Annotated in this window: 24 protein-coding genes; 11 read left to right on the forward strand and 13 right to left on the reverse strand. The window is 70.3% G+C overall.

Going from position 1 to position 23,433, the window contains the following annotated elements:
- Positions 1-5: 5 nt before the first annotated feature.
- From BMY69_RS08655 to BMY69_RS08705, 10 genes are all read left to right on the forward strand, one after another.
- The gene (locus BMY69_RS08655; RefSeq protein WP_177191118.1) at positions 6-1,754 is read left to right on the forward strand and encodes a vWA domain-containing protein; all 1,749 of its coding nucleotides are present in this window, start codon (positions 6-8) and stop codon (positions 1,752-1,754) included.
- 11 nt (positions 1,755-1,765) lie between these two features.
- Entirely contained in the window at positions 1,766-2,326 is a 561-nt protein-coding gene (locus BMY69_RS08660; RefSeq protein WP_090177193.1) for an RNA polymerase sigma factor, read from the forward strand.
- Positions 2,323-3,075, forward strand: a complete 753-nt coding sequence (locus tag BMY69_RS19615; protein WP_177191119.1) for a hypothetical protein — start codon at positions 2,323-2,325, stop codon at positions 3,073-3,075. The genes BMY69_RS08660 and BMY69_RS19615 overlap by 4 nt, the downstream gene beginning before the upstream one ends.
- 20 nt (positions 3,076-3,095) lie before the next feature.
- Complete coding sequence (locus tag BMY69_RS08675) at positions 3,096-3,671, forward strand: IMPACT family protein (RefSeq protein ID WP_255364508.1); 576 nt, start codon at positions 3,096-3,098, stop codon at positions 3,669-3,671.
- Positions 3,672-3,744: 73 nt separating this feature from the next.
- A complete protein-coding gene (locus BMY69_RS08680) occupies positions 3,745-5,508 on the forward strand; it encodes an ABC transporter transmembrane domain-containing protein (RefSeq protein ID WP_090177203.1) in 1,764 nt (587 codons plus the stop codon).
- 51 nt (positions 5,509-5,559) lie between these two features.
- A complete protein-coding gene (locus BMY69_RS08685; protein ID WP_090177207.1) occupies positions 5,560-6,582 on the forward strand; it encodes a ligase-associated DNA damage response exonuclease in 1,023 nt (340 codons plus the stop codon).
- The gene (locus BMY69_RS08690; RefSeq protein WP_090177210.1) at positions 6,582-8,177 is read left to right on the forward strand and encodes an ATP-dependent DNA ligase; all 1,596 of its coding nucleotides are present in this window, start codon (positions 6,582-6,584) and stop codon (positions 8,175-8,177) included. Before BMY69_RS08685 ends, BMY69_RS08690 begins: the two co-directional genes overlap by 1 nt.
- Complete coding sequence (locus BMY69_RS08695) at positions 8,149-10,575, forward strand: ligase-associated DNA damage response DEXH box helicase (RefSeq protein WP_255364509.1); 2,427 nt, start codon at positions 8,149-8,151, stop codon at positions 10,573-10,575. Before BMY69_RS08690 ends, BMY69_RS08695 begins: the two co-directional genes overlap by 29 nt.
- Positions 10,572-11,219, forward strand: a complete 648-nt coding sequence (pdeM, locus tag BMY69_RS08700) for a ligase-associated DNA damage response endonuclease PdeM (protein ID WP_090177212.1) — start codon at positions 10,572-10,574, stop codon at positions 11,217-11,219. The genes BMY69_RS08695 and pdeM overlap by 4 nt, the downstream gene beginning before the upstream one ends.
- Before the next feature lie 48 nt (positions 11,220-11,267).
- On the forward strand, positions 11,268-12,116 hold the full coding sequence (locus tag BMY69_RS08705) for an energy transducer TonB (RefSeq protein WP_090177214.1): 849 nt from the start codon (positions 11,268-11,270) through the stop codon (positions 12,114-12,116).
- Between the two features lie 81 nt (positions 12,117-12,197).
- Here the strand turns inward: BMY69_RS08705 and BMY69_RS08710 are convergent, their stop codons facing one another.
- The 13 genes from BMY69_RS08710 to BMY69_RS08765 form a co-directional block, all read right to left on the reverse strand.
- Positions 12,198-12,932 (reverse strand): copper homeostasis protein CutC, encoded by a 735-nt coding sequence (locus tag BMY69_RS08710; protein ID WP_343124096.1) that lies wholly within the window; start codon positions 12,930-12,932, stop codon positions 12,198-12,200.
- Between the two features lies 1 nt (position 12,933).
- Positions 12,934-13,959: a N(4)-(beta-N-acetylglucosaminyl)-L-asparaginase gene (locus BMY69_RS08715; protein WP_090177217.1), complete on the reverse strand. Its 1,026-nt coding sequence runs from the start codon at positions 13,957-13,959 to the stop codon at positions 12,934-12,936.
- Positions 13,859-14,173: a hypothetical protein gene (locus BMY69_RS19620; protein WP_177191120.1), complete on the reverse strand. Its 315-nt coding sequence runs from the start codon at positions 14,171-14,173 to the stop codon at positions 13,859-13,861. The genes BMY69_RS08715 and BMY69_RS19620 overlap by 101 nt, the downstream gene beginning before the upstream one ends.
- On the reverse strand, positions 14,163-14,687 hold the full coding sequence (locus BMY69_RS08720; RefSeq protein ID WP_090177219.1) for a pilus assembly FimT family protein: 525 nt from the start codon (positions 14,685-14,687) through the stop codon (positions 14,163-14,165). Before BMY69_RS08720 ends, BMY69_RS19620 begins: the two co-directional genes overlap by 11 nt.
- Positions 14,684-15,097 (reverse strand): prepilin-type N-terminal cleavage/methylation domain-containing protein, encoded by a 414-nt coding sequence (locus BMY69_RS08725; RefSeq protein ID WP_090177221.1) that lies wholly within the window; start codon positions 15,095-15,097, stop codon positions 14,684-14,686. Before BMY69_RS08725 ends, BMY69_RS08720 begins: the two co-directional genes overlap by 4 nt.
- A 185-nt stretch (positions 15,098-15,282) precedes the next feature.
- Positions 15,283-15,489 (reverse strand): cold-shock protein, encoded by a 207-nt coding sequence (locus tag BMY69_RS08730; protein WP_090053863.1) that lies wholly within the window; start codon positions 15,487-15,489, stop codon positions 15,283-15,285.
- A 137-nt stretch (positions 15,490-15,626) separates the two neighbouring features.
- Positions 15,627-16,373, reverse strand: coding sequence for an S-methyl-5'-thioinosine phosphorylase (locus BMY69_RS08735; RefSeq protein WP_090177224.1), 747 nt, complete (start codon positions 16,371-16,373; stop codon positions 15,627-15,629).
- 5 nt (positions 16,374-16,378) lie between these two features.
- Positions 16,379-16,924, reverse strand: a complete 546-nt coding sequence (locus tag BMY69_RS08740; protein WP_090177227.1) for a hypoxanthine-guanine phosphoribosyltransferase — start codon at positions 16,922-16,924, stop codon at positions 16,379-16,381.
- A gap of 7 nt (positions 16,925-16,931) precedes the next feature.
- On the reverse strand, positions 16,932-17,933 hold the full coding sequence (gene nagZ / locus BMY69_RS08745) for a beta-N-acetylhexosaminidase (protein WP_090177229.1): 1,002 nt from the start codon (positions 17,931-17,933) through the stop codon (positions 16,932-16,934).
- Entirely contained in the window at positions 17,927-18,451 is a 525-nt protein-coding gene (locus BMY69_RS08750) for a CYTH domain-containing protein (RefSeq protein WP_090177232.1), read from the reverse strand. Before BMY69_RS08750 ends, nagZ begins: the two co-directional genes overlap by 7 nt.
- Before the next feature lie 15 nt (positions 18,452-18,466).
- Positions 18,467-19,768 carry a 23S rRNA (uracil(1939)-C(5))-methyltransferase RlmD gene (gene rlmD / locus BMY69_RS08755; RefSeq protein WP_090053871.1) on the reverse strand — a complete coding sequence of 434 codons (1,302 nt, stop codon included), beginning with the start codon at positions 19,766-19,768 and terminating at the stop codon, positions 18,467-18,469.
- A 93-nt stretch (positions 19,769-19,861) separates the two neighbouring features.
- Positions 19,862-20,467, reverse strand: a complete 606-nt coding sequence (locus tag BMY69_RS08760; RefSeq protein WP_090177235.1) for a YdbL family probable chaperone protein — start codon at positions 20,465-20,467, stop codon at positions 19,862-19,864.
- 32 nt (positions 20,468-20,499) lie between these two features.
- Complete coding sequence (locus tag BMY69_RS08765; RefSeq protein WP_090177237.1) at positions 20,500-22,527, reverse strand: translocation/assembly module TamB domain-containing protein; 2,028 nt, start codon at positions 22,525-22,527, stop codon at positions 20,500-20,502.
- Positions 22,528-22,551: 24 nt separating this feature from the next.
- On the opposite strand from BMY69_RS08765, the gene BMY69_RS08770 reads away from it, so the two are divergent.
- Positions 22,552-23,304 carry a response regulator gene (locus tag BMY69_RS08770; RefSeq protein ID WP_090177240.1) on the forward strand — a complete coding sequence of 251 codons (753 nt, stop codon included), beginning with the start codon at positions 22,552-22,554 and terminating at the stop codon, positions 23,302-23,304.
- Positions 23,305-23,433: the final 129 nt, after the last annotated feature.

Genomic DNA, 23,433 nt, shown 5'->3' on the forward strand with positions numbered 1-23,433 from the left:
GCACGATGAACACGCTCCGCGTCACCCTCCCCTTGCTCTTCGCCGGCCTGGTCGCCGCCGCCGGCATGACCGCGCCCGATCCCGCCGCCGCGTCGCAACGCGCCGTCGCGCCGCGAGAACCCGATGCGTCGGTCGATTGCATGCCCGACGGCCGTTACCCGCATCCGCATCCGCTGCCGATACGCGCACTGGCCGCGCCGCCACCGCCACCCTCGCCGCCGGCGGCGATCGTCGAGCAGGCTCCGATGGTCGCGGCCCTGGCGGCGCCAGCGTCTCGCGACATGGCCTCGCCTCCCGTGGCACCGCGCGGGAAAATGTCGCTGCCCGCGCCCTACGCCCCGGTCGACCGCGACAACTACACGCATCGCGACCAGAACGCCGTGCACCTCGCGGCCACCGATCCGGTGTCGACCTTCGGCCTCGACGTCGACACGGGCTCGTACACCAACGTGCGGCACATGCTCTCCGAAGGGCGACTGCCGCCCGCGGATGCGGTGCGTAGCGAGGAGTTCATCAATTACTTCGACTACGGGTACGCGAAGCCCGCGTCGCGCGAGCAGCCATTCTCGGTGACGACCGAACTCGCCCCGGCCCCGTGGAACGCGGAACGCCAGTTGCTGCTGGTCGGCGTGCAGGGCTACGACGTGCCCGCGGCGGACATCCCGGCGAGCAACCTCGTCTTCCTCGTCGACGTCTCCGGCTCGATGGATTCGCCCGACAAGCTGCCGTTGCTCAAGGCGTCGCTGAAACAGATCGTGCCGAAGCTGCGCGCACGGGACCGGATCTCGCTGGTCACGTACGCCGGCGCGACCTGCGTCGCCCTGCCGTCCACGCCCGGCGATCGTCACGCGACGATCCTCGCGGCGATCGACGCGCTCGGCGCCGGCGGCTCGACCAACGGCGCGGCGGGCATCGACCTCGCCTACGCGCAGGCGGCGAAAGGATTCATCCCCCACGGCGTGAACCGTGTCATCCTCGCCACCGACGGCGACTTCAACGTCGGCACGACCGGCATCGAGGCGCTGAAGGACCGTATCACGCAGAAACGCCGCGGCGGGGTCGCCCTGACCACGCTCGGCTTCGGCGAGGGCAACTACAACGACGCGATGGCGGTCACGCTCGCCGACGCGGGCAACGGCAGTCACCACTACATCGACAGCCTCGAGGAAGGCCGCCGCGTGCTCGTCGACGAGATGTCCGCGACAATGATGACCATCGCGAAGGACGTGAAGGTGCAGGTGGAGTTCAATCCGGCGGTCGTGACCGAGTACCGTCTCATCGGCTACGAAAAGCGCGCGCTCGCGCGCGAGGACTTCAACAACGACGCCGTGGACGCCGGCGACATCGGCGCGGGCGCCAACGTCACGGCGCTCTACGAAATCACGCTGCGGGGGTCCAAGGGAGCACACGTCGATCCGTTGCGCTACGCCGCGGATGCGCCGCGCGCCGTCGACGCGTCGCGGCCGTCGGGCGAACTGGGCTTCCTGCGACTGCGCTACAGGTCGCCCGACGGCGGCCCGAGCCGCCTGATCGAACGGCCGCTGTCCGCCGACGCGGCGACCGCGCCGAGCGAACGCCTGCGCTTCGCCGCCGCGGTGGCGGCCTTCGCGGACCACCTGCGCGGTGGCAAGTACAGCGACGGCTTCGGCTACGAGAAGGTCGCCGATCTGGCACGCGGCGCACGCGGCACGGACGAGCACGGCTATCGCGCGCAGTTCGTGCACCTGGTCGAAATGGCGGGGGCGATGCCGTAACCTTCCGCGCCATGGATGCACGCTCGGCCGACGATGGCGTACTGATGCTCGCCTGGGCGAGCGGGAGCGCGGCCGCCTTCGACGAGCTCTATGCGCGTCACAAGGGGCCGCTCTACCGCTTCCTATTGCGCACGGTGAAGGACCGTGGCACGGCGGACGAGCTGTTCCAGGAAACCTGGAGTCGCGTGGTGGCGGCGCGCGCGCGTTATCGGCCCGAGGCGAAGTTCACCACGTGGCTCCTGCAGATCGCCCACAACCTCGCGATCGACACTTTCCGGAAGCGACGCCCGCAGGCGGGCGCCGAGGAGACCGAAGCGGTCTTCGCCGCGCAAGCCGCGCCCGAGCGGGAGCAGCCCGAGCACGCCCTTTCCGACTTCGAGCTACGACGGCGCATGCAGCAGGCGATCGAAAGCCTGCCCGACGAGCAGCGCACGGCCTTCGTCCTGCGCATGGAGAACGAACTGTCCATCGAGGACATCGCCAGCATCACGGGCGTGGGTAAGGAAACGGCGAAATCGCGCCTGCGCTATGCGATGGCCCGGGTCCGTGAACAGATGACGGCACAGCCATGAACCCGAACACGCCTCCGCCGAACGACGACGACCTGCCCGACGAGCGCGAGCTCGCGGCGATGTACGCGCGCCTGCCGAAGGCGGAGCCGGACGCCGCGCTCGACGCGCGGGTCCGCCACGCCGCGACGAGCTACCCGGCGCCTCGCCTGCGTTCGCGCTGGCCCGTCGCCCTCGGCTCGGCGGCGGTGCTCGTGCTGGCGGCCGGCGTCGCGTGGCGGCTGCGCGACGCCCACCCGCCGGCGGCCTCGTCGGCGCCGACCGCCGTCTTGCGCGAGCAGGTGCCGATCGCCGTGCCGGAAGCGGCCAGCCCAGCGAACGCCGATGCATCCTCCGTGACGCCGACATCGTCCCCGGTCGCACGAAGCAAGGCTGCCGACACGATGGCGCGACGGCCTATGAAGCACGTGCCGGCACCGCCGATGGCCGCACCCATGCCGGCCGCACCGATGGCGCCTCCGGCACCGCCGGTCGCCCCTGCGCCACCCGCTCCCCCGCCTCCACCGGCGCCGCCCGCGGACATCGCCGATGAACCGCCCCGGCTTCGTGTGCAGGCGATACGCGCGCCCGCCCCCGCCGCGGCACAGGGCTTCGCGGCGAATCCGGCACTCGGCCCGGACGATCGCGTCGGCGAGATTCGTCGACTGCTGGGGCGAGGACAGCGCGACGAGGCCCTGCGGCGGCTTCGCGAACTGCGCGAGCGCTACCCGCGCTACGAGCTGCCCCAGGACCTGCGCGACCTCACGCCTTGAGTCGGCCACTGGAAACGCTCGTGGCCGCATGGCGTCACGAGGAGGACATCCGGAAGAGCCGTTTCGTCGCCCAGGCGTCGCCCGTCGCCACGCCGGCCGAAGCGCTGGACTGGTTCGCGGCGGCGGGCGATCCGGCGGCGACGCATAACTGCTGGGCGTACCGCATCGGCGACGCCTATCGCTTCAACGACGACGGCGAGCCAGGCGGCACCGCGGGCCGGCCGATCCTGCAGGCGATCGACGGCCAGGGGTGCGACCGCGTCGCGGTGGTGGTCACACGCTGGTACGGCGGCATCAAACTCGGCGCGGGCGGCCTCGCGCGCGCGTACGGTGGTTCCGCCGCCGAGTGCCTGCGACTCGCACCCCGCGTCCCGATCGTCGCGACGGGCCGCCTGTCGCTGCGCTGCGACTTCGGCGAACTGGCGCTGATCGCCGCTCGCCTGCGGGAGATGGAGGCGACGATCGAGGAGGAGACCTTCCACGCCGACGGCGTCACGCTGATCGCGCGGGCCCCGCACGATCGGCTCGACGCGATCGCCGACCGGGTTCGCGACCTGACGCGGGGTCGCGTCGTTCCCCGCCGCCTCGATGCCTGAACTCGGGGCTCGTGTTGAATAACGACCTCGCGGACCCCATCCGTGCAGAAATCCGCACAAGGGCAAGGCAGGCATGACGCAAGAGCGCAGGGAGACTTCACGCAGGATCGGGGCGCTCCGCAACCTCTGGCCCTTCCTCAAGCCGCACAAGGGCCTGGCGATCGGCTGGCTCGTCTTCCTCGGCCTCTCCTCGGGTGCCTCGCTGCTGCTGCCGGTGGCCGTGCGGCACATCATCGACCATGGCTTCCTCGCCTCGGATCTGGCGACGATCAACGGCACGTTCCTCGGGTTGTTCGGCGTCGCGGTCGTCCTCGCGCTCGCGACCGCCGCCCGCTATTACTGCATCGCCCTGCTTGGCGAACGTTCGCTCGCGTCGCTGCGTACGGCGCTGTACTCGCACGTGATCGACCTCGACGTGGGGTTCTACGAAAGCACGCGTGTCGGTGAGCTGACCTCGCGACTCGGCACCGATACGGAAGTGGTGCAGACCCTCGTCGGCTCCGGCATTTCCGTCGCGCTGCGCAGCGCCGTCATGCTCATCGGTGCCGCCGTGGCGATGGCCTGGACGAGCCCGCGCCTCGCCGGCCTGACGGCGCTCGTGATCCCGGCCGTGATGCTGCCGATCCTCGTCTTCGGCCGCCGCGTGCAGAAACTCTCGCGGCACAGCCAGGACCGCATCGCCGACGCGGCCGCCGTCGCCAACGAAACGCTCAACGCCGCGCAGGCGGTCAAGGCGTATGCGCGCGAGCCGATCGAAAGCCGTCGTTACGCCGGCGCCATCGCCCTCGCGCTCGCCACCGCGCGCCGTCGCATCGGCATGCGTTCGCTGCTGACCGCCGCGGTCATCGTCCTGATCTTCGGTGCCATCACGCTCGTGCTCTGGGCTGGTGCGCGCGACGTCATCGCGGGCGATCTCGCGCCCGGTGTGCTGAGCCAGTTCGTGCTCTACGCGATCTTCGCGGCGGGCTCGGTGGCCGGCCTGTCCGAGGTCTGGGGCGACGTGTTGCGCGCCGCCGGCGCGATGGAGCGCATCGGGGAACTGTTCGCCGAGCAGCCCGCGATCCGCACGCCGGAAGCACCGGAACCGCTGCCGCGTCCGGTGACCGGCGCGCTGCGTTTCGATCATGTGGAATTCCGCTACCCGTCGCGTCCCGACGTTCCCGCGCTCGTCGACTTCGATCTCGACATCGCGCCGGGGGAAACCGTCGCGCTGGTCGGTCCGTCGGGCGCGGGCAAGAGCACCGTGTTCAGCCTGCTGCTGCGTTTCCACGATCCGCGCTCCGGGACGATCCGCTTCGACGGCGTGGACCTCCGCGCGCTCGCCCTGCCCGAGCTGCGCGGCGCGATCGCGCTCGTGCCCCAGGAAACCGTTATCTTCGGCGGTACGGCGGCCGACAACATCCGCTTCGGCCGCGCCGACGCCACGGACGACGAGGTGCGCGAAGCCGCCCGGCTCGCGGAGGCCGACGGCTTCATCGCCGCGCTGCCCGAAGGCTACGAGGCCGCGCTCGGCGAGCGTGGCGTGCGGTTGTCGGGCGGCCAGAAGCAACGCATCGCCATCGCGCGGGCCATCCTGCGCGACGCTCCCCTGCTCCTGCTCGACGAAGCCACCTCGGCACTGGACGCCCAGTCCGAAGCCGCGATCCAGCACGCGCTGGAACGGCTGGAGAAAGGGCGCACGACACTCGTCATCGCCCACCGCCTGGCCACCGTCCAGCGCGCCGATCGCATCGTGGTCATGGAGCACGGCCGGATCGTGGCGCAAGGCACGCACGAAAGCCTCCTGGCCGAAGGCGGCCTGTACGCGGAGCTCGCGCGGTTGCAGTTCGTGGCCTGAAGCGGAGCATCTTTTCGCCCCGTTGACGATCCCGCCCCTACCTTCGCGGACATGGACAGCGACCTGCTGCTACCCCGTCCCGAAGGGCTGTACTGCCCCGCGGGCGACTTCTTCATCGATCCCATGCAACCCGTGGCGCGTGCGGTCGTCACGCATGCGCACGGCGATCACGCGCGATCCGGCAGCGCGCTCTACCACGTCGCGCGCGCCGGTGGCGCGCTGATGCGCGAACGCCTCGGCGCCGGCTCGGTCATCCACGAACACGACTGGTCCGAACGCTTCACCCTGGGCGACACGACGATCTCGCTGCATCCGTCCGGACACATCCTCGGCGCGGCGCAGGTGCGCATCGAAGGCCGCGGCAAGGTGGCCGTGGTCTCCGGCGACTACAAGCGCGATCCGGATCCGACCTGCGAGCCGTTCGAGCCGGTGCCGTGCGACATCTTCGTCACCGAATCGACGTTCGGCCTGCCCATTTATCGCTGGCCACCCATGCACGACGTCGTCAGCGACATCCTCGGCTGGCTCGACGAGTGCCGCGAGCGCGGCGTGGCCGCGGTGCTGTTCTGCTACGCGCTCGGCAAGGCGCAGCGCGTGCTCGCCGAGATGGCTGCACGCACCGACCGCACGGTCCACCTGCACGGGGCGATGCTGCGGCTCGTCGAAGCCTACCGCGAGGCCGGCGTGCGCATGCTGCCGACGGTTCCCGTGAGCGAATCGGCGCGCGGCAAGGATTTCGCGGGCGAACTCATCATGGCGCCACCGTCGGCCGCGGGTTCGACGTGGATGCGCCGCTTCGGTAAGGCCTCCACCGGTTTCGCGTCGGGCTGGATGCAGGTGCGCGGCGCGCGGCGGCGGCGCGGCTACGACCGCGGCTTCGTCGTCTCCGACCACGCCGACTGGCCGGGCCTGCTGCGCAGCGTCGACGATTGCGGCGCGAAGCGCATCTACGTCACGCATGGCGACGGCGAGGCGCTCATCCGCCATCTGCGCGATACCGGCCATGAGGCGTTTCCGCTGCGTTCGCTCGGCGGCACGATGCCCGATCTGCGCAGCAGCGAGGAAGGCGACTGATGCGCCGCTTCGCCGCGTTGTTCGAGATCCTCGACCGCACGTCGTCGACGTCGGCCAAGCGTGACGCCATGGCGGCGTATTTCGCCGACGCGCCCGCGCAGGACGCGGCGTGGGCGGTGTACGTGCTGGGCGGTGGCAAGCTGAAACGCACCGCGTCGTCCACTGAACTGCGCACGGCCCTCGCCCGCGAGACCGGCTACGCCGACTGGCTGATCGACGACTGCTACCAGCACGTGGGCGACCTCGCCGAGACGATCGCGCTCATGCTTCCCCGCGAAGAGCAGGCGCACGAAGACACGCCGCTCCATGTGTGGATGGAAGCGCGCCTGCCGTCCCTCGGGCGCCTGGAATCGCCCGAACGCATCGAGCTGTTGCGCGAATGGTGGCGCGGCCTGCCGCGCGAGCAGGTCTTCCTCGTCAACAAGCTGCTCACCGGTTCGCTGCGCGTGGGCGTGTCGCATCGTCTCGTCGTGCAGGCGCTGGCGCAATGGGCCGACCTGCCGACGGATCTGATCGCCCACCGGCTCAGCGGCACGTGGAAGCCGGGCGCGGACGCCTTCGCCGCGCTGGCCGGTCCCGAGCGCGCGGACGAACATGCGGGCGAGCGGCCCTATCCGTTCTTCCTCGCGTCGCCGCTGGAACAGGACGTCGCGTCGCTCGGCGAGGTCGGCGACTGGCTCGCGGAATGGAAGTGGGATGGCATCCGTGCGCAGCTGATGCGCCGGGACGACCATGCCCTCGTCTGGTCGCGCGGCGAAGAACGACTCGATGGCCGTTTCCCGGAGATCGAACTCGCGGCGGCCGATCTTCCCGTGGGATGCGTGCTCGACGGCGAGATCCTCGCCTGGACGCTCGACGAGGCGCATCCAATGCCTTTCGCCGCCCTGCAGAAACGCATCGGCAAGCTCAAGCCAGGCGCGAAACTCCTGGCCGACACCCCCGTGCGGCTCATGGCCTACGACCTGCTCGAGCTCGGCGGCGACGATCTGCGCGAGCGCCCCCTCGCCGAGCGCCGGGCGTTGCTCGCCACGCTGATCGAGGACCGCGGCCCGACGCTGATGCTTTCCCCCGCGGTCGACGCGCCGGACTGGGAGGCGCTGGCCACCGTTCGCGTCGAATCGCGGGAGCGCCGCACCGAGGGCCTGATGCTCAAGCGCCTCGACTCCCCTTACCGCGTCGGTCGCAAGCGCGGCGACTGGTGGAAGTGGAAGGTCGACCCGTACACGATCGACGCGGTGCTGCTCTACGCGCAGCCCGGCCATGGCCGCCGTTCGGGACTCTTCACCGATTACACCTTCGGCGTGTGGGACGGCGATGCGCTGGTTCCCGTCGCAAAGGCCTATTCGGGCCTGGACGATGCCGAGATCGGCCGTCTCGACCGCTGGATCCGTGCCCACACGATCGACCGCTTCGGTCCCGTGCGCTCGGTCGAGGCGACCCACGTCTTCGAACTCGCTTTCGAAGCCATCCAGGCCTCCGGCCGCCACAAGGCCGGCGTGGCCGTGCGATTCCCGCGCATCCTCCGCTGGCGCACCGACCTCGCGATCCGCGATGCCGACAAGCTCGATGACCTCCGCCGCCTGGCGTCGGGCTGAGGCGCGCCTCGTCGCGTGGTTCGCGACGCAGGAGCGACGTCCCGCGCCGTTCCAGCGCGCGGCGTGGCGCGCGTGGCGGGACGGCCGGAATGGGCTCATCCATGCGCCGACCGGCACCGGAAAGACACTCGCGGCGGCGGGCGGGCCGTTGATCGACGCCGTGCTCAGCCCGCAGACGGGGCTGCAGCTGCTGTGGATCACGCCGTTGCGCTCGCTCGCCACGGACACCGCGCAACACCTCGCCGCCGCGGTGGAGGCGATGGAGTTGCCGTGGCGCGTGCTGCGGCGTACCGGCGACAGTGGCAGCGCGGAGCGCGCGAAGCTGCGCCGCGGTGCGTGCGAACTGCTCGTCACCACACCGGAAAGCCTCGCGCTGCTGCTCAGTTATCCGGACGCCCGCGAGCGCTTCACGCGCCTGCGCGGGATCGTCGTGGACGAATGGCACGAGCTCATCGGCAACAAGCGCGGCACGCTCCTCCAGCTCGGCCTCGCGCGTCTTCGCCAGTGGCTCCCCGAACTGCGCACCTGGGGCCTGTCCGCCACGCTCGGCAATCTCGACGAGGCGCTGCACGCGCTGGCGGGCGACGGCGTGCTCATCGGCGCCGCCACGAAGAAGAAGACGATCATCGAAACCGCCCTGCCGGAGGCCGGCGAGCGCTTCCCCTGGGCGGGACACCTGGGCCTGTCGCAACTGCCGCGCGTGCTCGATGCCGTGCTCGGCGCGCGCACGAGCCTGGTGTTCGCGAATACGCGCTCGCAGGCGGAACTCTGGCACGAGGCGCTGTCGTCGGTCTGGCCGGAGGCGCCGGAGACGCTCGCCCTGCATCATGGTTCCATCGATCCGAAGCTCCGCTTCGCGACGGAGGAAGCGCTGCGCGTCGGCGCACTACGCTGCGTCGTCGCCACGTCGAGCCTCGATCTCGGCGTGGACTTCGCGAGCGTGGAACGCGTCGTGCAGATCGGCAGTCCGAAGAGCGTCGCCCGTCTTCTCCAGCGCGCGGGGCGCAGCGGGCATCAGCCCGGCATGCCGTCGCGCATCCTCTGCGTGCCCACCCATCTGCTCGAACTGGCCGAGATAGCTGCCGCGCGGCATGCGCTCGAGACCGGTCACCTCGAACCGCGGCGGCCGATGCGTGGCTGCCTGGACGTCCTCGCCCAGCACCTGCTGACGATGGCGCTCGGCGGAGGATTCGACGCCGACGCCGCGTACGCCGAAATCACGTCGTCGCTCGCGTATGCCAACCTGCCGCGCGAACAGTTCGACGCCGTGCTCGCCTACCTGCAGACGGGCGGCTCCGCACTCGCCAGCTATCCGGAATACCAGAAACTGGTGCAGACCGACGGCCGCTATCACGTCGACAGCGGACGCATCGCGCGCATGCATCGCCTGTCGATCGGCACCATCACCTCGGACGGCACGCTGCAGGTGCGCTACATGAAGGGCGCGCGCCTAGGCAGCGTGGAGGAGAGCTTCGTGTCCCGCCTGCGGCCGGGCGACAAGTTCCTGTTCGCCGGACGGCATCTGGAACTGGTCCGCGTCCGCGACATGACGGCGTACGTGCGAGCGTCGACGCATCGCCGCGGCGGCGTGCCGCGCTGGATGGGGGGACGCATGCCGCTCTCCGGTGAACTCTCCGACGAGCTTCGCCTCACCCTCGCCGGAGGCAGCGGCGGGACGGCGGAGATGCGCGCGCTGCGTCCGCTGCTCGCCGTCCAGGACAACCAGTCGTCGATCCCGGCCATCGACGAAACCCTGTGCGAAGCCACGCGCACCCGCGAAGGCGATTACCTGTTCGTGTTTCCGTTCGCGGGACGCCTGGCGCACGAGGGACTCGCGGCCGTGCTCGCCTATCGCCTCGCGCAGATGCGTCCGGGCGATTACGGCTACGCCGTCAACGACTACGGCCTGACGATCACCGCCGCGCGCATGCCGGCCCTCGACGCGGAAACGATGCGCCGGCTGCTGCATCCGTGGGGCCTGCGTACCGACATCCGCGCCAGCATCAACCTTTCCGAGCTCGCCCGGCGCCAGTTCCGCGAGATCGCCCGCGTGGCCGGGCTCGTGTTCAACGGCTATCCCGCGCAGGGCAAGACGCTACGCCAGTTGCAGGCGTCGAGCGGGTTGCTGTTCGACGTGTTGCGCCGCCACGACCCCGCCCATCCGTTGCTCTGGCAGGCCGAGCGCGAGGTGCTCGACCAGCAGCTCGACTACTCGCGCCTCCGCGCCTGCCTGCTTCGCGTCGCCCGGTCGCGGCTCGTCTGGCACGAGACGAAGCGGCTGAGCCCCCTCGCGTTCCCGCTGTGGGTGGAACGCCTGCGCGGCGGCATCGCGGCGGACGACTGGAAGACGCGCGTCGAGCGGATGCTCGCCTCGCTGGAAGCGGGGGCGGACGCATGATGACGCACGACATCGAAGTCGCCGGCGAGCGGCTGACGCTGCACGCGCACCGGGCGCTCTACTGGCCCGCCCGTCGCATGCTGATGGTGGCGGACGTCCATTTCGGCAAGGGCGCGGTATTCCGCCGCGCGGGCATCGCGGTGCCCAGCGGCGATACCGAGGACGATCTCGCGCGGCTCGACGGCCTGATCGACACCTTCGCGCCCGCGACGCTCGCGGTGCTTGGCGACCTTGTCCACGGCAACGCCACCGAACGCAGCGCGTGGGTCGACGACGTGCGTGCCTGGCGCCGCCGTCACCATGCCACCGACATGCTGCTGATCGCCGGAAACCACGATCGTCACTTCGACGTGGCGTCCCTGGGCATCGACGTGCGCCCGGGACACCTCCACGTCGCCCCGTTCGTCCTGGCGCACCATCCCGAACGGCACGAGGGCGGCTACACGCTCGCCGGCCACGTCCATCCCGGCGTGGCCGTCCGCGACGGCTGGCGCAAGCATCGCCTGCCCGCGTTCGTCTTCGACCGCGACGTCGGCATGTTGCCCGCCTTCGGCACGCTGACGGGACTGCACGACGTGCGCGTCGAGCCCGGCCGCCGCATCGTCGCCGCGACGCCGGCAGGGCTCATCCCGATGCGCCTGTAGCCTTCGTCGGAGGCTGGCATAATCGCGCCCACGACAAGGAGGGATCGCATGAAGCGTCTGTTGGTGGGGCTATTCGCGGCCGCGATGGCCAGTGCGGCGTTCGCCGCCGGCCCGCTCGCGGTGAGGCAGAGGATCGAGGCGAGCATGCTTGTCACGGGCTCGATCGTGGTGGCACCCGACGGGAACGTCACCGGTTACGAACTCGACAAGCAGGACAAGATCCCGCCCGAGATCGTGGAACTCGTCCGGTCGGCCACGACGGCATGGCGCTTCGAGCCCGTGCTGCGCGACGGGCAGGCCGTGAGCGCGAAGGCGCACATGGCACTGCGCATCGTGGCGCGTCGCGACGATCCGACGAAGAAGGAATTCACCGCGCACATCGTGGGCGCCAGCTTCGGCGACGACGGCAAGGGCGGCGAGGAGATCACCTACCTCGACCGGCATCCACCGTCGTACCCTTCGGCCGCCGTCGCGGCACGCGTCGAGGGCACGGTATACCTCCTGCTGCGCGTCGACCACGACGGCAAGGTCACCGATGCCTTCGCCGAGCAGGTGAACATGGGCGTGGTCGGATCGGATTCGGAACTGCGCGTCTGGCGCAAGGCGCTCGCCAATCCGGCCGTCCAGGCCGCGAAGACGTGGACCTTCCAGCCGCCGACGAAGGGGCCGCATGCGAACGATCCTTTCTACATCGTCCGTGCGCCGGTGATCTTCCGGATCAACCGCGACCCGGCGAATGCCGATCGATACGGCACCTGGCAAGCCTACGTGCCGGGCCCGAAGGAGCAAGCACCCTGGGCCGAGGCATCCCCCGCCGCGAGCGACGCGGTACCGGACGGTTCGCTCTTCCTGGTCAACACGGGGCTGAAGCTGACCACGCCGCTCGAGCGCTCCTGACGCGACCGTTGTTGGAGCGCACCTGGGCGCGATCGGATGCTTGCGGCAAGCACCCGATCGCGACCAGGTGCGCTCCAACAGCTATCGGGCGGGCCTTTCGGCGAGCGCCGCGACCAGTGCGCGCACCGTCGCGACGTCCGTGCGGGTTTCGCCTGCGCCCATGCCGAGCGCGTCGCCCGCCACGCGCCGCATCGCCGAGGGCAGGCGACGCTTCGCCGACGCGTGGAATTCCCGCGCGCGCGTCGCGTCGCGAAGATCCGCGACGTTGGCGGGCTCGATGCCGGCACCGGGCATCACGACGATGCGGTCGCCCGCCTGCGTCACGAGCTGCGCGATCGTCGACGCGCCCGCGACCGCGGTCGCCATCCCGCCCGACGTGAGCACGCGTTCGAATCCCAGCCCGACGATGGTCTCGAGCGCGGCGCGCTTGTCCGCGATCAGATCGAACGCGCGATGGAACGTGACGCCCATCCCTTCCGCGGCGCGCACGAACAACGCGCAGCTATCCGCGTCGACCTCGCCTTCCGCGGTGAGCGCGCCGATGACCACGCCATCGCACCCGAGCGCGCGGCAGTGCGCGATGTCGTCGAGCATCGCCTCGACCTCGGCGTTCTCGTAGACGAAGTCGCCGGCACGCGGCCGGACGAGCACGTACAACGGAATGTCCAGCCCTTCACGAGCCAGCGCGATCGTGCCGTGCGACGGCGTCACGCCGCCCTCGTCCAGGCTCGCGCAAAGCTCCACGCGTCCCGCCCCACCCTCCTGCGCGGCGAACGCGGAAGCCACCGAGTTGGCCGCGACTTCGAGCAGCACCATCTCAGTACGTGCTCTTGCCGGGGATGAGCGTGTCCTGGCGGGTCGAGTCGCACACCGCGTACGAGAACCCCTTCTGGATCGCCCACGCGCCGACGTTGCCCTTCTTGTCCATCGCGAGGAAGCCGACCTGAAGGTCTTTCGCCTCCGGCTTGCGGCGCAGGATGCGCTCCACCGCTTCGCGGCAGGCGTCTTCCGGCGAACGGCCCTGACGCATCAGTTCCACGACGAGGAAGCTGCCGACGTTGCGGATCACTTCCTCGCCCACGCCCGTCGACGTCGCGCCGCCGACCTCGTTGTCGACGTAGAGGCCGGCGCCGATGATCGGGCTGTCGCCGACGCGGCCGTGGAGCTTCCACGCCATGCCACTCGTCGTGCAGGCGCCGGACAGGTTGCCCTTCGCGTCGATGGCGATCATGCCGATGGTGTCGTGGTTGCTCGCATCGCCGGGCGTGCCACCGGGGCCCGCGTTGTACGTCTTCACTTCGCTGTTGGCGACCGGCTTGTACTTCGCCGTCTTCAGCCACTCGTGCCAGGCCTTCTCCGAATCCGGCGTCAGCAGTTCCTCGCGCGGGAATCCCTGCTCGAGCGCGAACTGGAGGGCGCCGTCGCCCGCCAGCAGCACGTGCGGCGTGCGCTCCATCACGCGGCGCGCCACCGAGATCGGATGGGCGATGTGCTCCATCGCCGCGACGGCACCGCAGTTGCCGTGCTCGTCCATGATGCTGGCGTCGAGGGTGACCTTGCCGTCGCGGTCGGGATAGCCGCCTTTGCCCACGCTGTGGTTGCGCAGGTCGGCCTCGGGCACGCGCACGCCCTGCTCCACCGCGTCGAGCGAACGTCCGCCCGTCGAGAGCACTTTCCACGCCGCCTGGTTGGCGGCGACGCCGAAGTCCCACGTCGAACACACGCGCGGAAGCATGCCGCCGCTAGCCGTCGCAACCGGCGCCGCGCCCCTGCCGATGCCCTGCGCGGTCAGCGCCATGCCGGAGGCGATCGTCGCCCCCTGGAGGAAACGTCTGCGATCCATGGGTACCCTCAATCGACGACGCGCCTGTCGCGTCGTTCCCGATGGTCGCATGCCCGTCGCCCGGACGGCCAGCCGCGCAGCGCTCGGCGCGAACGAACGCGTGCGCGGCGAGCAGGCGTGCCCGCGCCGATTCGGCCAGCGCGGCCGCGACGATCGAGAGCATGGCGAGCATCGCCAGCACCACGACGAGGATGGCGCCGCGCTCAGCGCGCATGCGGTCGCCATACGGTGCGTTCGAAACGACGGCCATCGGTCGTCCACAGTGCGACGCCGATCGCCAGTGCGTCGTCGCCGTGTCCTTCCGCCAGCGGCACGCGCCGGATCGATCCGTTCGGGCCGGGCACGTCGGCCCGGAAGGCGACGCGCGCGATGCCGTCGAGGTAGGTCTCGCAGGTAAGCTCGCAACGCATCAGTCCGCGCTCCGTGAACCAGGCGACCTGCCTGCCGTCCACCGCCAGCACGAGGGCCGCGGGCCCCTCGTGGCCCTCGTGCCCCGCACAGGCGATCGAACCCACGCAACCGTGCCACGTGTCCGACGACCGGAGGTCCCGGGCGATCGCTGCGAGCGCCAGCCATGCCGCGTCGTCCGCGCGTGCCGTCGCGAGCCTGCGCGCCGCCGCGACGCCGGCCAACGACAGGGATGTCATGGCGATGGCCGCGACGAGCGTGGCGACGGCAAGCCCGACGAGCAGTTCGATCAGCGTGCTGCCCCGTGCGGCGCGCGTCATGGAACGACGGGCCAGGCGAGCAATTCGCCGCGCTGCCACGCGATGCGAATCGTGCATGCGGAACGGTCGCACGACACATCACCCGACGCGGCGGGCCCGAGGTGGTCGCGCAGCGCGGCGCGGAAGGCGGCGATGTCGCCGGCCGCGATCTGCGCGCCGTCGCATCGGGTGCGGCAGTCGATGGTTGGCTTCGCGAGACGCGCATACTCGCCGGCCCATGCCGCCCCGCCGTTGACGCGCATCCGTGCCTCGAGTCCGGATGCGATCGACGCGGCGGCGACGAGCCGGGATGCGCGCGCATGTGTCGCCAGCGCGTGCGCCATCCAGGTCGCGTTGGCCGCCGCGCCGATCGCGAAGACGGCGAGCGCGACGAGGGCTTCGATGAGGGACGAGCCGGCGGTGCGATGCATGCGTGCGAGCGTGCGGGGCCGCGGGCGGCGGCGAAGCCGGCCGCGTGCCTGTGCACAGGTGGAAACCTGCCATGCCGACGTGTCGTCGCGAGCACCCTTCGCCCGCAAGCGGGCTCCCACAACAGCCAGCCGAAAAAAAACCCCGCCGTCACCGGCGGGGTCTTTTTTCGGCGATGCGCCGGCGATTAAGCGGCGACTTCGACGCCCGACGCCTGGGCACCCTTCGGGCCCTGGGTCACTTCGAACTTCACGCGCTGGCCTTCCTGGAGACTACGGAACCCCTTCGAATTGATCGCAGAAAAGTGGACGAACACGTCCTCCCCACCGTCCTCGGGCGCGATGAAACCGAAACCCTTGGCATCGTTGAACCACTTGACCGTACCGAAACGCATTGCGGAAACCTCTGGACATGGACTGGAAGCGCTCCCGGATGGCGAGGCGTTCCCCATGGATCCCCTTGGCCTGCCCCCGCGGCGCGACGGAAGTATCAACATGTTTCAGACCAAAGCGCAACTGCGATTCTTTCCGGTTACCCCTGCGCCAGCAGGCGTCCCAGGATCGGCGGCACGTTGGCGGTGGCCGCCGCCAGGTGCGCGAAGATCTCCTCGATGCTGATTTCCTCGTCGTCGCCGGCGCCCGCGGCGAAGTTGGCCACCAGCGCCAGGCAGGCGAATTCCAGATCCAGTTCCCTCGCCAGCGCCGCCTCCGGCATGCCCGTCATGCCGACCAGGTCGCAGCCGTCGCGCTTCATCCGCGCGATCTCGGCACGGGTCTCCAGGCGCGGACCCTGGGTCACGCCGTGGACGCCGCCGTCGATCACCGCGAGCCCCTCGGCGCGGGCGGCCGCGACGATCGCCGCGCGCAGGCTCGCCGTATACGGCTCGCTGAAATCGATGTGGCGGACTTCGGCGCCGTCGACGTCGTTGAAGCTGGTGTAGCGGCCGTGGGTGTAGTCGATGATCTGGTCGGGCACCACGAGGGTGCGCGGCCCCATGTCGTCGCGAATGCCGCCGACGGCGTTGATCGCGACGACCCGGCGCGCCCCGAGCTCATGCAGGGCCCAGAGATTGGCCCGGTAGTTCACGCGGTGCGGGGGCACGGTGTGGCTCTCGCCGTGCCGCGCGAGGAACGCGAGCCGCTTGCCACGGAAGGTTCCCGTGACGACATCGCCGGAGGCCGGCCCGAACGGCGTGTCCACCGCGTGCCGCTCGGGGTTCTCCAGACCGTCGAAGGCGTAGAGGCCACTGCCGCCGATGACGGCGAGATCGATGCTCATCGGGGTCAGTCCTTCAGCGCGTAGATGGCGGGCAGGTTGCGCGCCTGCTCGTGGTAATCCATGCCGTAGCCGAACACGTAGCGGTCCGGCAGGTCGACGCCGCTGAAGTCGGCCTCGATGCCTTCGGCGCGGCGGCCATGAAGTTTGGTGCAGAGCACGGCGAGCAGCACCCGCGCCGCGCCCATGTCGAGGCAGGCGTCGCGCACGGCTTTCAGCGTGTGGCCTTCGTCGAGGATGTCGTCGACGAGCAGCACGGTACGTCCGTTCAGCGGCACCTCCGGACGGCGCAACCAGTGCAGTTCGCTGCCGCTGGTCTGCCCGCGGTAGCGCGTGGCGTGCACGTAGTCGAACTCGAGGTCCGTTCCGATCCGCAGCGCGAGCTGACCGGCGAAGATCAGGGCACCGTGCATGACGGTGAGGAACACCGGGCGCTCGCCCGCGAGGGCGGCGTCGATCTCCTGCCCCATGCGGGCGATTTCGACGTCGAGCTGCTCACGGGTGAACAGGATGTCGGCGTTCTGAAGCGCGGTATCGAGCGAAGCGGCGGTCATGGGCGGATCAGGACTCCAGGGCGGTCACGCGCGCGATGAAGCGGTCGCGTTGGGGATTGTCGACGAGGCCTTCCCAGGTCGAGCCGATCGCGCCGCGCAGGGGCGCGATGCGCTCGACCGGCGACGGTCGGCGGTCCTTCACCGCCTCGATCGCTTCGGGCACCACGTCGGGGAAACAGGCCAGCACGAGGTCGCAGCCGGCGTCGAGGTTCGCCGCAGCGCGTGCCGCGACACCGCCGACGCTGCCGGCGGCGGCCATGCTGATGTCGTCGCCGAACACGCAGCCGCGGAAGCCGAGTTCGCCGCGCAGGATCTCCTCGATCCACACGTGGGAGTAACCGGCCGGCTGGTCGTCGACCGCGGTGTACGTGACGTGCGCCGCCATGACGGCTTCGGCACGTGCCTCGATGCCCGCGACGAACGGCTTGAGGTCGCCACCGAGGATGTCGGCCTTGCTGCGGGTGTCGATCGCGGCGGCCTCGTGGGTGTCCTCGCGAACGAACCCGTGGCCGGGGAAATGCTTGAGCACGGCGGCCATGCCGCCGAGGTGCATGCCGCGCACGTAGGCCTGCACGAGTTCGGCGGCGACGTCGGGATCGGCATGGAACGCCCGATTGCCGATCGCGCGGTTCCCGTGCCCGACGTCGGCCACGGGAGCGAAGCTGAAATCCACGCCGATGGCCCGCATTTCGCTCGCCATGATCCAGGCATGTTCCTCGGCGCGGTTCACCGCTTCGACCGGATCGGTGTCGTACAGCGCGCCGATCGCGGCCAGCGGCGGAAGCCGGGTGAATCCTTCGCGGAACCGCTGGACGCGGCCGCCTTCCTGATCGACGCAGACGAGGAAGTCCTCGCCGGCGATGTCGCGGATGGCCTCGATGAGCGCGGTGACCTGCTCGCGCGACGCGAAATTGCGCGAGAAGAGGATCGCCCCGACGACGCCGGGCGCGAGCAGCTGGCCGTGCTCGTGCGGCGCGAGTTCGGTGCCGGCAAGACCGATGATCAGCATGCGGTGTCTCCCTTCCCTTCCCGTTCGGCGACCGACCATGCCGCGTACGGCCGATCGATCAGGTTGACGTTGTAGTAGCGGGCCTGTTCGCTCACTTCCGCGCCCAGCCACGCCGGCCGCGGAAAACGCGCGTCGACCGACGGCAGTTCCACCTCGGCCACGACGAGCCCCGTGTTCTCGCCCAGGAACTCGTCGATCTCGAAGTGCGCGCCTTCGATCATGACGTGATGGCGGACCTTCTCCACGACGCCGTCGCACAGTTCGCGCAGCAGCTGCTCCGCGTCGTCCGGCGGCACCGGGTATTCGAATTCGTGGCGCTCGATGCCCAGCGTGGCCGACTTGATGTTGAGCCAGGCACGCCCGTCGGCGAGACGCACGCGCACCGACGCTTTCGCCATGCCGCCCGCGATGGCGGCCGCGCCGACGAGGTAACCCTGCGCCATGCGTTCGCTCCGCTCCACGAGGACGCGCCAGCCGTCGCCGGCGAGGAGGAACTTGCGCTCGATTTCGACGCCCATGCGTGCTCCGTCTCTTCAGCCGCGCTCGAACAGCGCGATCGACTCCACGTGCGCGGTGTGAGGGAACATGTCCATCACGCCCGCGGACACGAGCCTGAAGCCGTGCTTCTGCACGAGGATACCCGCATCGCGGGCCAGCGAACCCGGGTGGCACGACACGTAAACGATCCGGTCGGTGCCCTTGCGCGGGAGATACTCCAGCACCTTGTCCGCACCGGCGCGCGGCGGGTCGAGGAGGATCTTGTCCCACGCCTGCTTCGCCCAGGGCTCGTCACGCTGATCCTCGAACAGGTTGGCGACGCGAAAGGACGCGTTGGCCAGTCCGTTGCGCGCGGCGTTGGCGGCCGCCCGCTCCACCAGGCCATGCTCGCCCTCCACGCCCACGACCTCGGCGACGTGGCGCGCGATGGGCAGCGTGAAGTTGCCGAGGCCGCAGAAGAGGTCGAGCACGCGATCGCCCGGACGCAGGTCGAGCAGCTCGAGCGTGCGCGCCAGCATCCGCTGGTTCATCCCCGCGTTGACCTGCACGAAATCCAGCGGCTGGAATTCCAGCTCGACGTCGTCGGCCGGCACCGCGAACGCGAGGCGAGGCGCGTCGGGCCAGATCGGATGCACGGTGCTGTGGTTGCCCGGCTGCAGGAAGATCGCGAAGCCGTGCGCCTTGCCGAAGGCGACGAGCGCGTCGCGGTCGCGGTCCGAAAGCGGCGCGAGGTGACGGAACACCAGGGCGACGGTGTCGTCACCGGCGGCGAATTCGATCTGCGGGATGTCGCGCGCCGCGTCGAGTCCACCGATCAGCGTGGCGAGCAGGCCGACCTTGGGTCCCAGTGCGGGATGGATCACCTCGCAGGTCTCGATGTCGGCCACGAAACGCGGATTGGATTCCTCACGGAATCCCACCAGCACGCGCTCCTTCTTGGCGACGTAGCGCACGGAGAAGCGACCCTTGCGACGGTAGGCCCACGGCTGGTCGACCAGCGGTGGCAGCCACGCCTCGGGCGTGACCTTGCCCAGGCGCTCGAAATTCTCGGCGAGCACGTGCTGCTTGGCCGCGATCTGCGCCGCGGGCGCCATGTGCTGCAACGAGCAGCCGCTGCACTGGCCGAAGTGACGGCAACGCGGCACGACACGGTCGGGCGAGGGTTCGACGATCTCGACGACTTCGGCGTCGTCGTAGTTGCGGTGCCGCTTGCGGTATTTCAGCAGCACGCGTTCGCCCGGCAGCGCGCCGGAAACGAACGTGGCCTTGTTGTCGATACGGGCGACGCCCCGGCCGTCATGGCTGAGGTCGGTGATGGTGGCTTCGAATTCGGTCATGCGCTCAAAAACGTGAAAGCCCGGACCGCCGATGGCCCGGGCTGGCTGGGAGGACGCGCCACACGGTGGCGCGAGCGTTCCTGGCGAAGGCGCCTATTTGCGTTTCCAGGCGCCGGAGGCGTCACGATAATACCAGCCCGGTGGCGCCTTCTGGATCCAGCCGTCCGCGAAGGTCTTGCGGATCTGCGGCTCCCACTCCGGGTGGCCGTTGGCGCTCGCGATCTCGCGGTAGAGGGCGGCACGGTCCGCGTTCTCCTGCGCGACCAGGGCATTGGCCTGCGAACGCTGGTCGAGCGGCAGCGCACCCGCGTCGCGGACGGCCACGTCGCCGTTCGCGGTGAAGCCGACGGCACCACTGTCGAACAGGCCCTTGAGCTGACCGGCGAAGCGCCCTTTCATGCGTTCCCGGATGGCATCGGTCGTGGGCGTGCGAATCTGGATGTCCGGCGAATCGGCCGCATGGGCGGCCGGGACGACGAGGTCGAGGATCGACGCCGAGGGCTGCTTGCCGGCCGGCGGCTTCGCCGGCGCCGGATCCTTCGGTGCGGGCTTCGTCGCGCCGCTCTCGTCGAGCACCGTGCCGATGAACTGGTCGGCCGCCTTCTGGGCCGCCGCCTCGGGGAAATAGACGTTGATCGTGACGCAGCCCACGAGCGCGACGAGCGCCGTCAGCAGCATGAAAATGAACGGTTTACGCATGATTCCTTGCTCCGTTTCTAGATCGGGTCGACCTATCGTACGACGGGTCCGTCACCCTGGGTCGCGGCCTGCAGCCGGCGGACGAGCGTCGGCCAATCCACGTCGCGCTGGTGGCCGACGACCGTCAGACGCGGCAATCCGCTGCCTTCGACGATAGTGTAGCCATCCTTCGCCGGACCCAGCCCGCCCATGCTGCAGATGTCTCCCTTGAGTGTGCAGGACAGGCCGATGCGCTTGTAGCCGAAGGTCTTGAAGAGCTTCATTACCGCGCCCTGCAGCCCGCCGGCGATGCCGCCGCCACCCACCGAGGTGAGGTTGTTCACGGCTTTCTGGCTGATGCGTCCGCCTTCGTCCGCCACGAAATTCGCCCTGAACGCCGCGGGCGTCCAGCCGACGAGGCGCAGGTTCTCCACGCTACCGCGCAACCTGCCCGTGATGCTGCCGAAATCGAACACCGACGTGAGCAGGCTGAGGTCGAGCTGACGCAGTGCGATGTCGCCGGTGAGTACCGGCGCGTCGCCGAAGGGACGCGAGAGCGTCATGCCGGTCACGTCGATGAAGCCGTCGAAGGCGTTGATCGACAGACCGCCGTCCAGCTCCACGCGGTCGTCCACGTAGCGCAGCGATGGCACGGCACCGCCGAGCTTGCCCTGGAATTCGGGCCAGCCCAGCGCACGGCAAAACGCGGCCATGTCGATCTGCGTCAGCGCCAGCGAGGTCTGCAGGCGTTCGCCGGTCGCGGCGGCGGGCCGCAACGAGAGACCCAGCACGCGAAGATGCCCGTCGAGCACCGGGATCGCCAGCGGCTTCTCCAGACGAAGCACGCCGCCCGTGCTGCGCCATGTCGCCTCGGCCGCGCCGTTGGGGATGCGGTAGACCCGCAACGCGCGCCAGCCCAGGCGCGTCTGCGGCCGGTCGTCGACGGCGCTCCAGTCGAGCGCGCCGTGGACGCCGTCGATGCCCAGGCGCCCCTCCGAGAGCGCGAGGTCCAGGCCCTGCGTCTGCATGGCGAATGCCTTGATCGCGCCACCGTCCATCGCGAGGTGGCCCGCCACCTCGCCGGTCATGCGCAGGTCGCCCAGCCCCGCGTCCCGCAGGATCCCCTTCCCGTAGCGCGTGGACGCCGCCGGGAAGCGGGCGTTGAAGCGGTCGAGCTTGAGGGTGGAGAGGTCGCCATTGGCGGCGAAGGCCATCTCGCCTTCGAGCTGCAGCGCATCGGGATCGGTAAGGCGCAGGCGCCGGATCGCCAGCGCCCCTTTCTGCGAGCGCGCGGCCAGCGAGAGCTGGACGGCATGCGCCGGGAGATCGGCGTACAGGGCACCGAGCAGGACGTCGCCACCGCGCAGGGTCGCGTCGAGGTCGATCGAGCTCCCATCCGCGCGGCTGTCGAATCCGAGGCGGCCCGAGCCGGAAATGGCCTGTCCCGCCATCTTTCCGCCCGGCGTGTCGAACCCGACGCCGTCGAGCGCGAACTGCCCGGCGGCCTGTACGCCCCCATCCAGCAGGTCGAGCGCGAGATCGGCGTCGACCCGGCCCGTCGTGGTCTTGCCCGACCAGACGGTGGACAGCAGGCCCTGCAGCCACCCGGCCGGCAGGCCCTTGAGCGTGATCTGGGCATGCGACGGCTGATCGATGGGCATGGCGACCTCGGCCAGCGCCTTGTCCTGCGTGATGGAGATCGCGAGGGTGTTCGCCGCGTCGTCGGCCACCATGTGCAGCCGGGCGTCGCCGAGGGCGCCGCCCGGCGCCCCGCGAAGACGCACCGAACCGTCGAACACCCAGCGGCCGAGCTCGTCGCGGTCCAGCGTGCCGTCCATCGCGAGTCCCGTCTTGCGCCAGCCCAGGGCGGGGAGGTCGGCGCGATCCGCCGCCAGCTTCAGGGTCAGGCCCTGGCCGTCGGCCACGGGGTCGATGTCCGCATGCATGCCGCGCAGTTCCATGCCCGGCACGGTCAGCGCGTCGGCCCCGACCGAAAGCCCCGCCCACGCGCCGCCGCTCCACGCCAGAACGGCCAGGGCGACGAGGATCAGGGGGATCGTGCGGGTTGATACGGAAAGCATGCTCGGCCATTCTGCCAAATCCAGATGAACGACACGGAACGTTACATGCCCGAGGAAGCCCTTTCCGTCATCGATCCCGTCGTACGGGCGCGCGTCCTCGTCGCCGACGACGATGCGTCGACACGACAATTCTTAAGCGCCGCGCTGCGGACGCAGGGTTACGTCGCCTCCGTGGCGCAGGACGGCGCCGAGGCAAGCGCGCTCGCGCGGTCGGAGCGCTTCGACGCGCTCCTGCTGGACTGCCGCATGCCGCGAGGGGGCGCGGTCGAGGTGCTCGCCGCGCTGCGTGGCGACCCCTCGGCGGCGTCGCGCGACGCGGTCGCCCTTGCCACCAGCGCGGAGATGCCTGCGACGCTGCGCGTGGCGCTCGCCGACGCGGGCTTCGCCGGCGTGGTGGAGAAGCCGTGCCGCATCGCCTCGCTGCTGGAGACGCTCGCGGCGACCCTCGGCGTCGATCGGGACCTCCGAGTGCTCGACGACGACGCCAGCCTCAAGGCCACGGGCGACGCGGGGACGATGGCCGCCCTGCGCGGCCTGCTGCGCGGCGAACTGGTCGAGCTGCTCGCGACGCTCGACCAACGCGCGCGCACGCCCGCCGACCTCGTCGAAGCGCTCCATCGGCTGCGTTCCGCCTGCGGATTCTGCGGCGCCACCCGGCTCGGCATGCAGGCGAAAGCCTTGCAGGCCCACATCGAGGACGGCCACGGCATCGCGCCGGATGCGCTCGGTCGTTTCCGGGTGGAAGTCGAGGCGACCCTCGCGGCGTTGACGCCGTAGAGAGCCGCCCGTGGGACCGGACTTCTCGCGAAAGGCAGCAGGCCCTGTGGCTCACGGCCCCAACGGCGTCGCGGCCAGGGCCGCTCCCACAGATACCATCCGCTTCCTCGTGGGAGCGGACCCGGCCGC

Origin of the sequence: Luteibacter sp. UNC138MFCol5.1, assembly GCF_900110505.1 — a bacterium.
Lineage (GTDB): Bacteria > Pseudomonadota > Gammaproteobacteria > Xanthomonadales > Rhodanobacteraceae > Luteibacter.

Bases quoted from the DNA above. Each gene is read 5' to 3' on its own strand.
- BMY69_RS08720 (WP_090177219.1), bottom strand. From the start codon at position 14,687: ATGACGCGCGCCGCACGGGGCAGCACGCTGATCGAACTGCTCGTCGGG.
- BMY69_RS08695 (WP_255364509.1), top strand. From the start codon at position 8,149: ATGACCTCCGCCGCCTGGCGTCGGGCTGAGGCGCGCCTCGTCGCGTGG.
- nagZ (WP_090177229.1), bottom strand. From the start codon at position 17,933: ATGCTGATCATCGGTCTTGCCGGCACCGAACTCGCGCCGCACGAGCAC.
- BMY69_RS08660 (WP_090177193.1), top strand. From the start codon at position 1,766: ATGGATGCACGCTCGGCCGACGATGGCGTACTGATGCTCGCCTGGGCG.
- BMY69_RS08655 (WP_177191118.1), top strand. From the start codon at position 6: ATGAACACGCTCCGCGTCACCCTCCCCTTGCTCTTCGCCGGCCTGGTC.
- BMY69_RS08765 (WP_090177237.1), bottom strand. From the start codon at position 22,527: ATGCTTTCCGTATCAACCCGCACGATCCCCCTGATCCTCGTCGCCCTG.
- BMY69_RS08715 (WP_090177217.1), bottom strand. From the start codon at position 13,959: ATGGATCGCAGACGTTTCCTCCAGGGGGCGACGATCGCCTCCGGCATG.
- BMY69_RS08750 (WP_090177232.1), bottom strand. From the start codon at position 18,451: ATGGGCGTCGAAATCGAGCGCAAGTTCCTCCTCGCCGGCGACGGCTGG.
- BMY69_RS19620 (WP_177191120.1), bottom strand. From the start codon at position 14,173: ATGCGCGCTGAGCGCGGCGCCATCCTCGTCGTGGTGCTGGCGATGCTC.
- BMY69_RS08685 (WP_090177207.1), top strand. From the start codon at position 5,560: ATGGACAGCGACCTGCTGCTACCCCGTCCCGAAGGGCTGTACTGCCCC.
- BMY69_RS19615 (WP_177191119.1), top strand. From the start codon at position 2,323: ATGAACCCGAACACGCCTCCGCCGAACGACGACGACCTGCCCGACGAG.
- BMY69_RS08705 (WP_090177214.1), top strand. From the start codon at position 11,268: ATGAAGCGTCTGTTGGTGGGGCTATTCGCGGCCGCGATGGCCAGTGCG.
- BMY69_RS08735 (WP_090177224.1), bottom strand. From the start codon at position 16,373: ATGAGCATCGATCTCGCCGTCATCGGCGGCAGTGGCCTCTACGCCTTC.
- BMY69_RS08725 (WP_090177221.1), bottom strand. From the start codon at position 15,097: ATGCATCGCACCGCCGGCTCGTCCCTCATCGAAGCCCTCGTCGCGCTC.
- rlmD (WP_090053871.1), bottom strand. From the start codon at position 19,768: ATGACCGAATTCGAAGCCACCATCACCGACCTCAGCCATGACGGCCGG.
- BMY69_RS08770 (WP_090177240.1), top strand. From the start codon at position 22,552: ATGAACGACACGGAACGTTACATGCCCGAGGAAGCCCTTTCCGTCATC.
- BMY69_RS08710 (WP_343124096.1), bottom strand. From the start codon at position 12,932: ATGGTGCTGCTCGAAGTCGCGGCCAACTCGGTGGCTTCCGCGTTCGCC.
- BMY69_RS08730 (WP_090053863.1), bottom strand. From the start codon at position 15,489: ATGCGTTTCGGTACGGTCAAGTGGTTCAACGATGCCAAGGGTTTCGGT.
- BMY69_RS08690 (WP_090177210.1), top strand. From the start codon at position 6,582: ATGCGCCGCTTCGCCGCGTTGTTCGAGATCCTCGACCGCACGTCGTCG.
- BMY69_RS08740 (WP_090177227.1), bottom strand. From the start codon at position 16,924: ATGACCGCCGCTTCGCTCGATACCGCGCTTCAGAACGCCGACATCCTG.
- BMY69_RS08680 (WP_090177203.1), top strand. From the start codon at position 3,745: ATGACGCAAGAGCGCAGGGAGACTTCACGCAGGATCGGGGCGCTCCGC.
- pdeM (WP_090177212.1), top strand. From the start codon at position 10,572: ATGATGACGCACGACATCGAAGTCGCCGGCGAGCGGCTGACGCTGCAC.
- BMY69_RS08760 (WP_090177235.1), bottom strand. From the start codon at position 20,467: ATGCGTAAACCGTTCATTTTCATGCTGCTGACGGCGCTCGTCGCGCTC.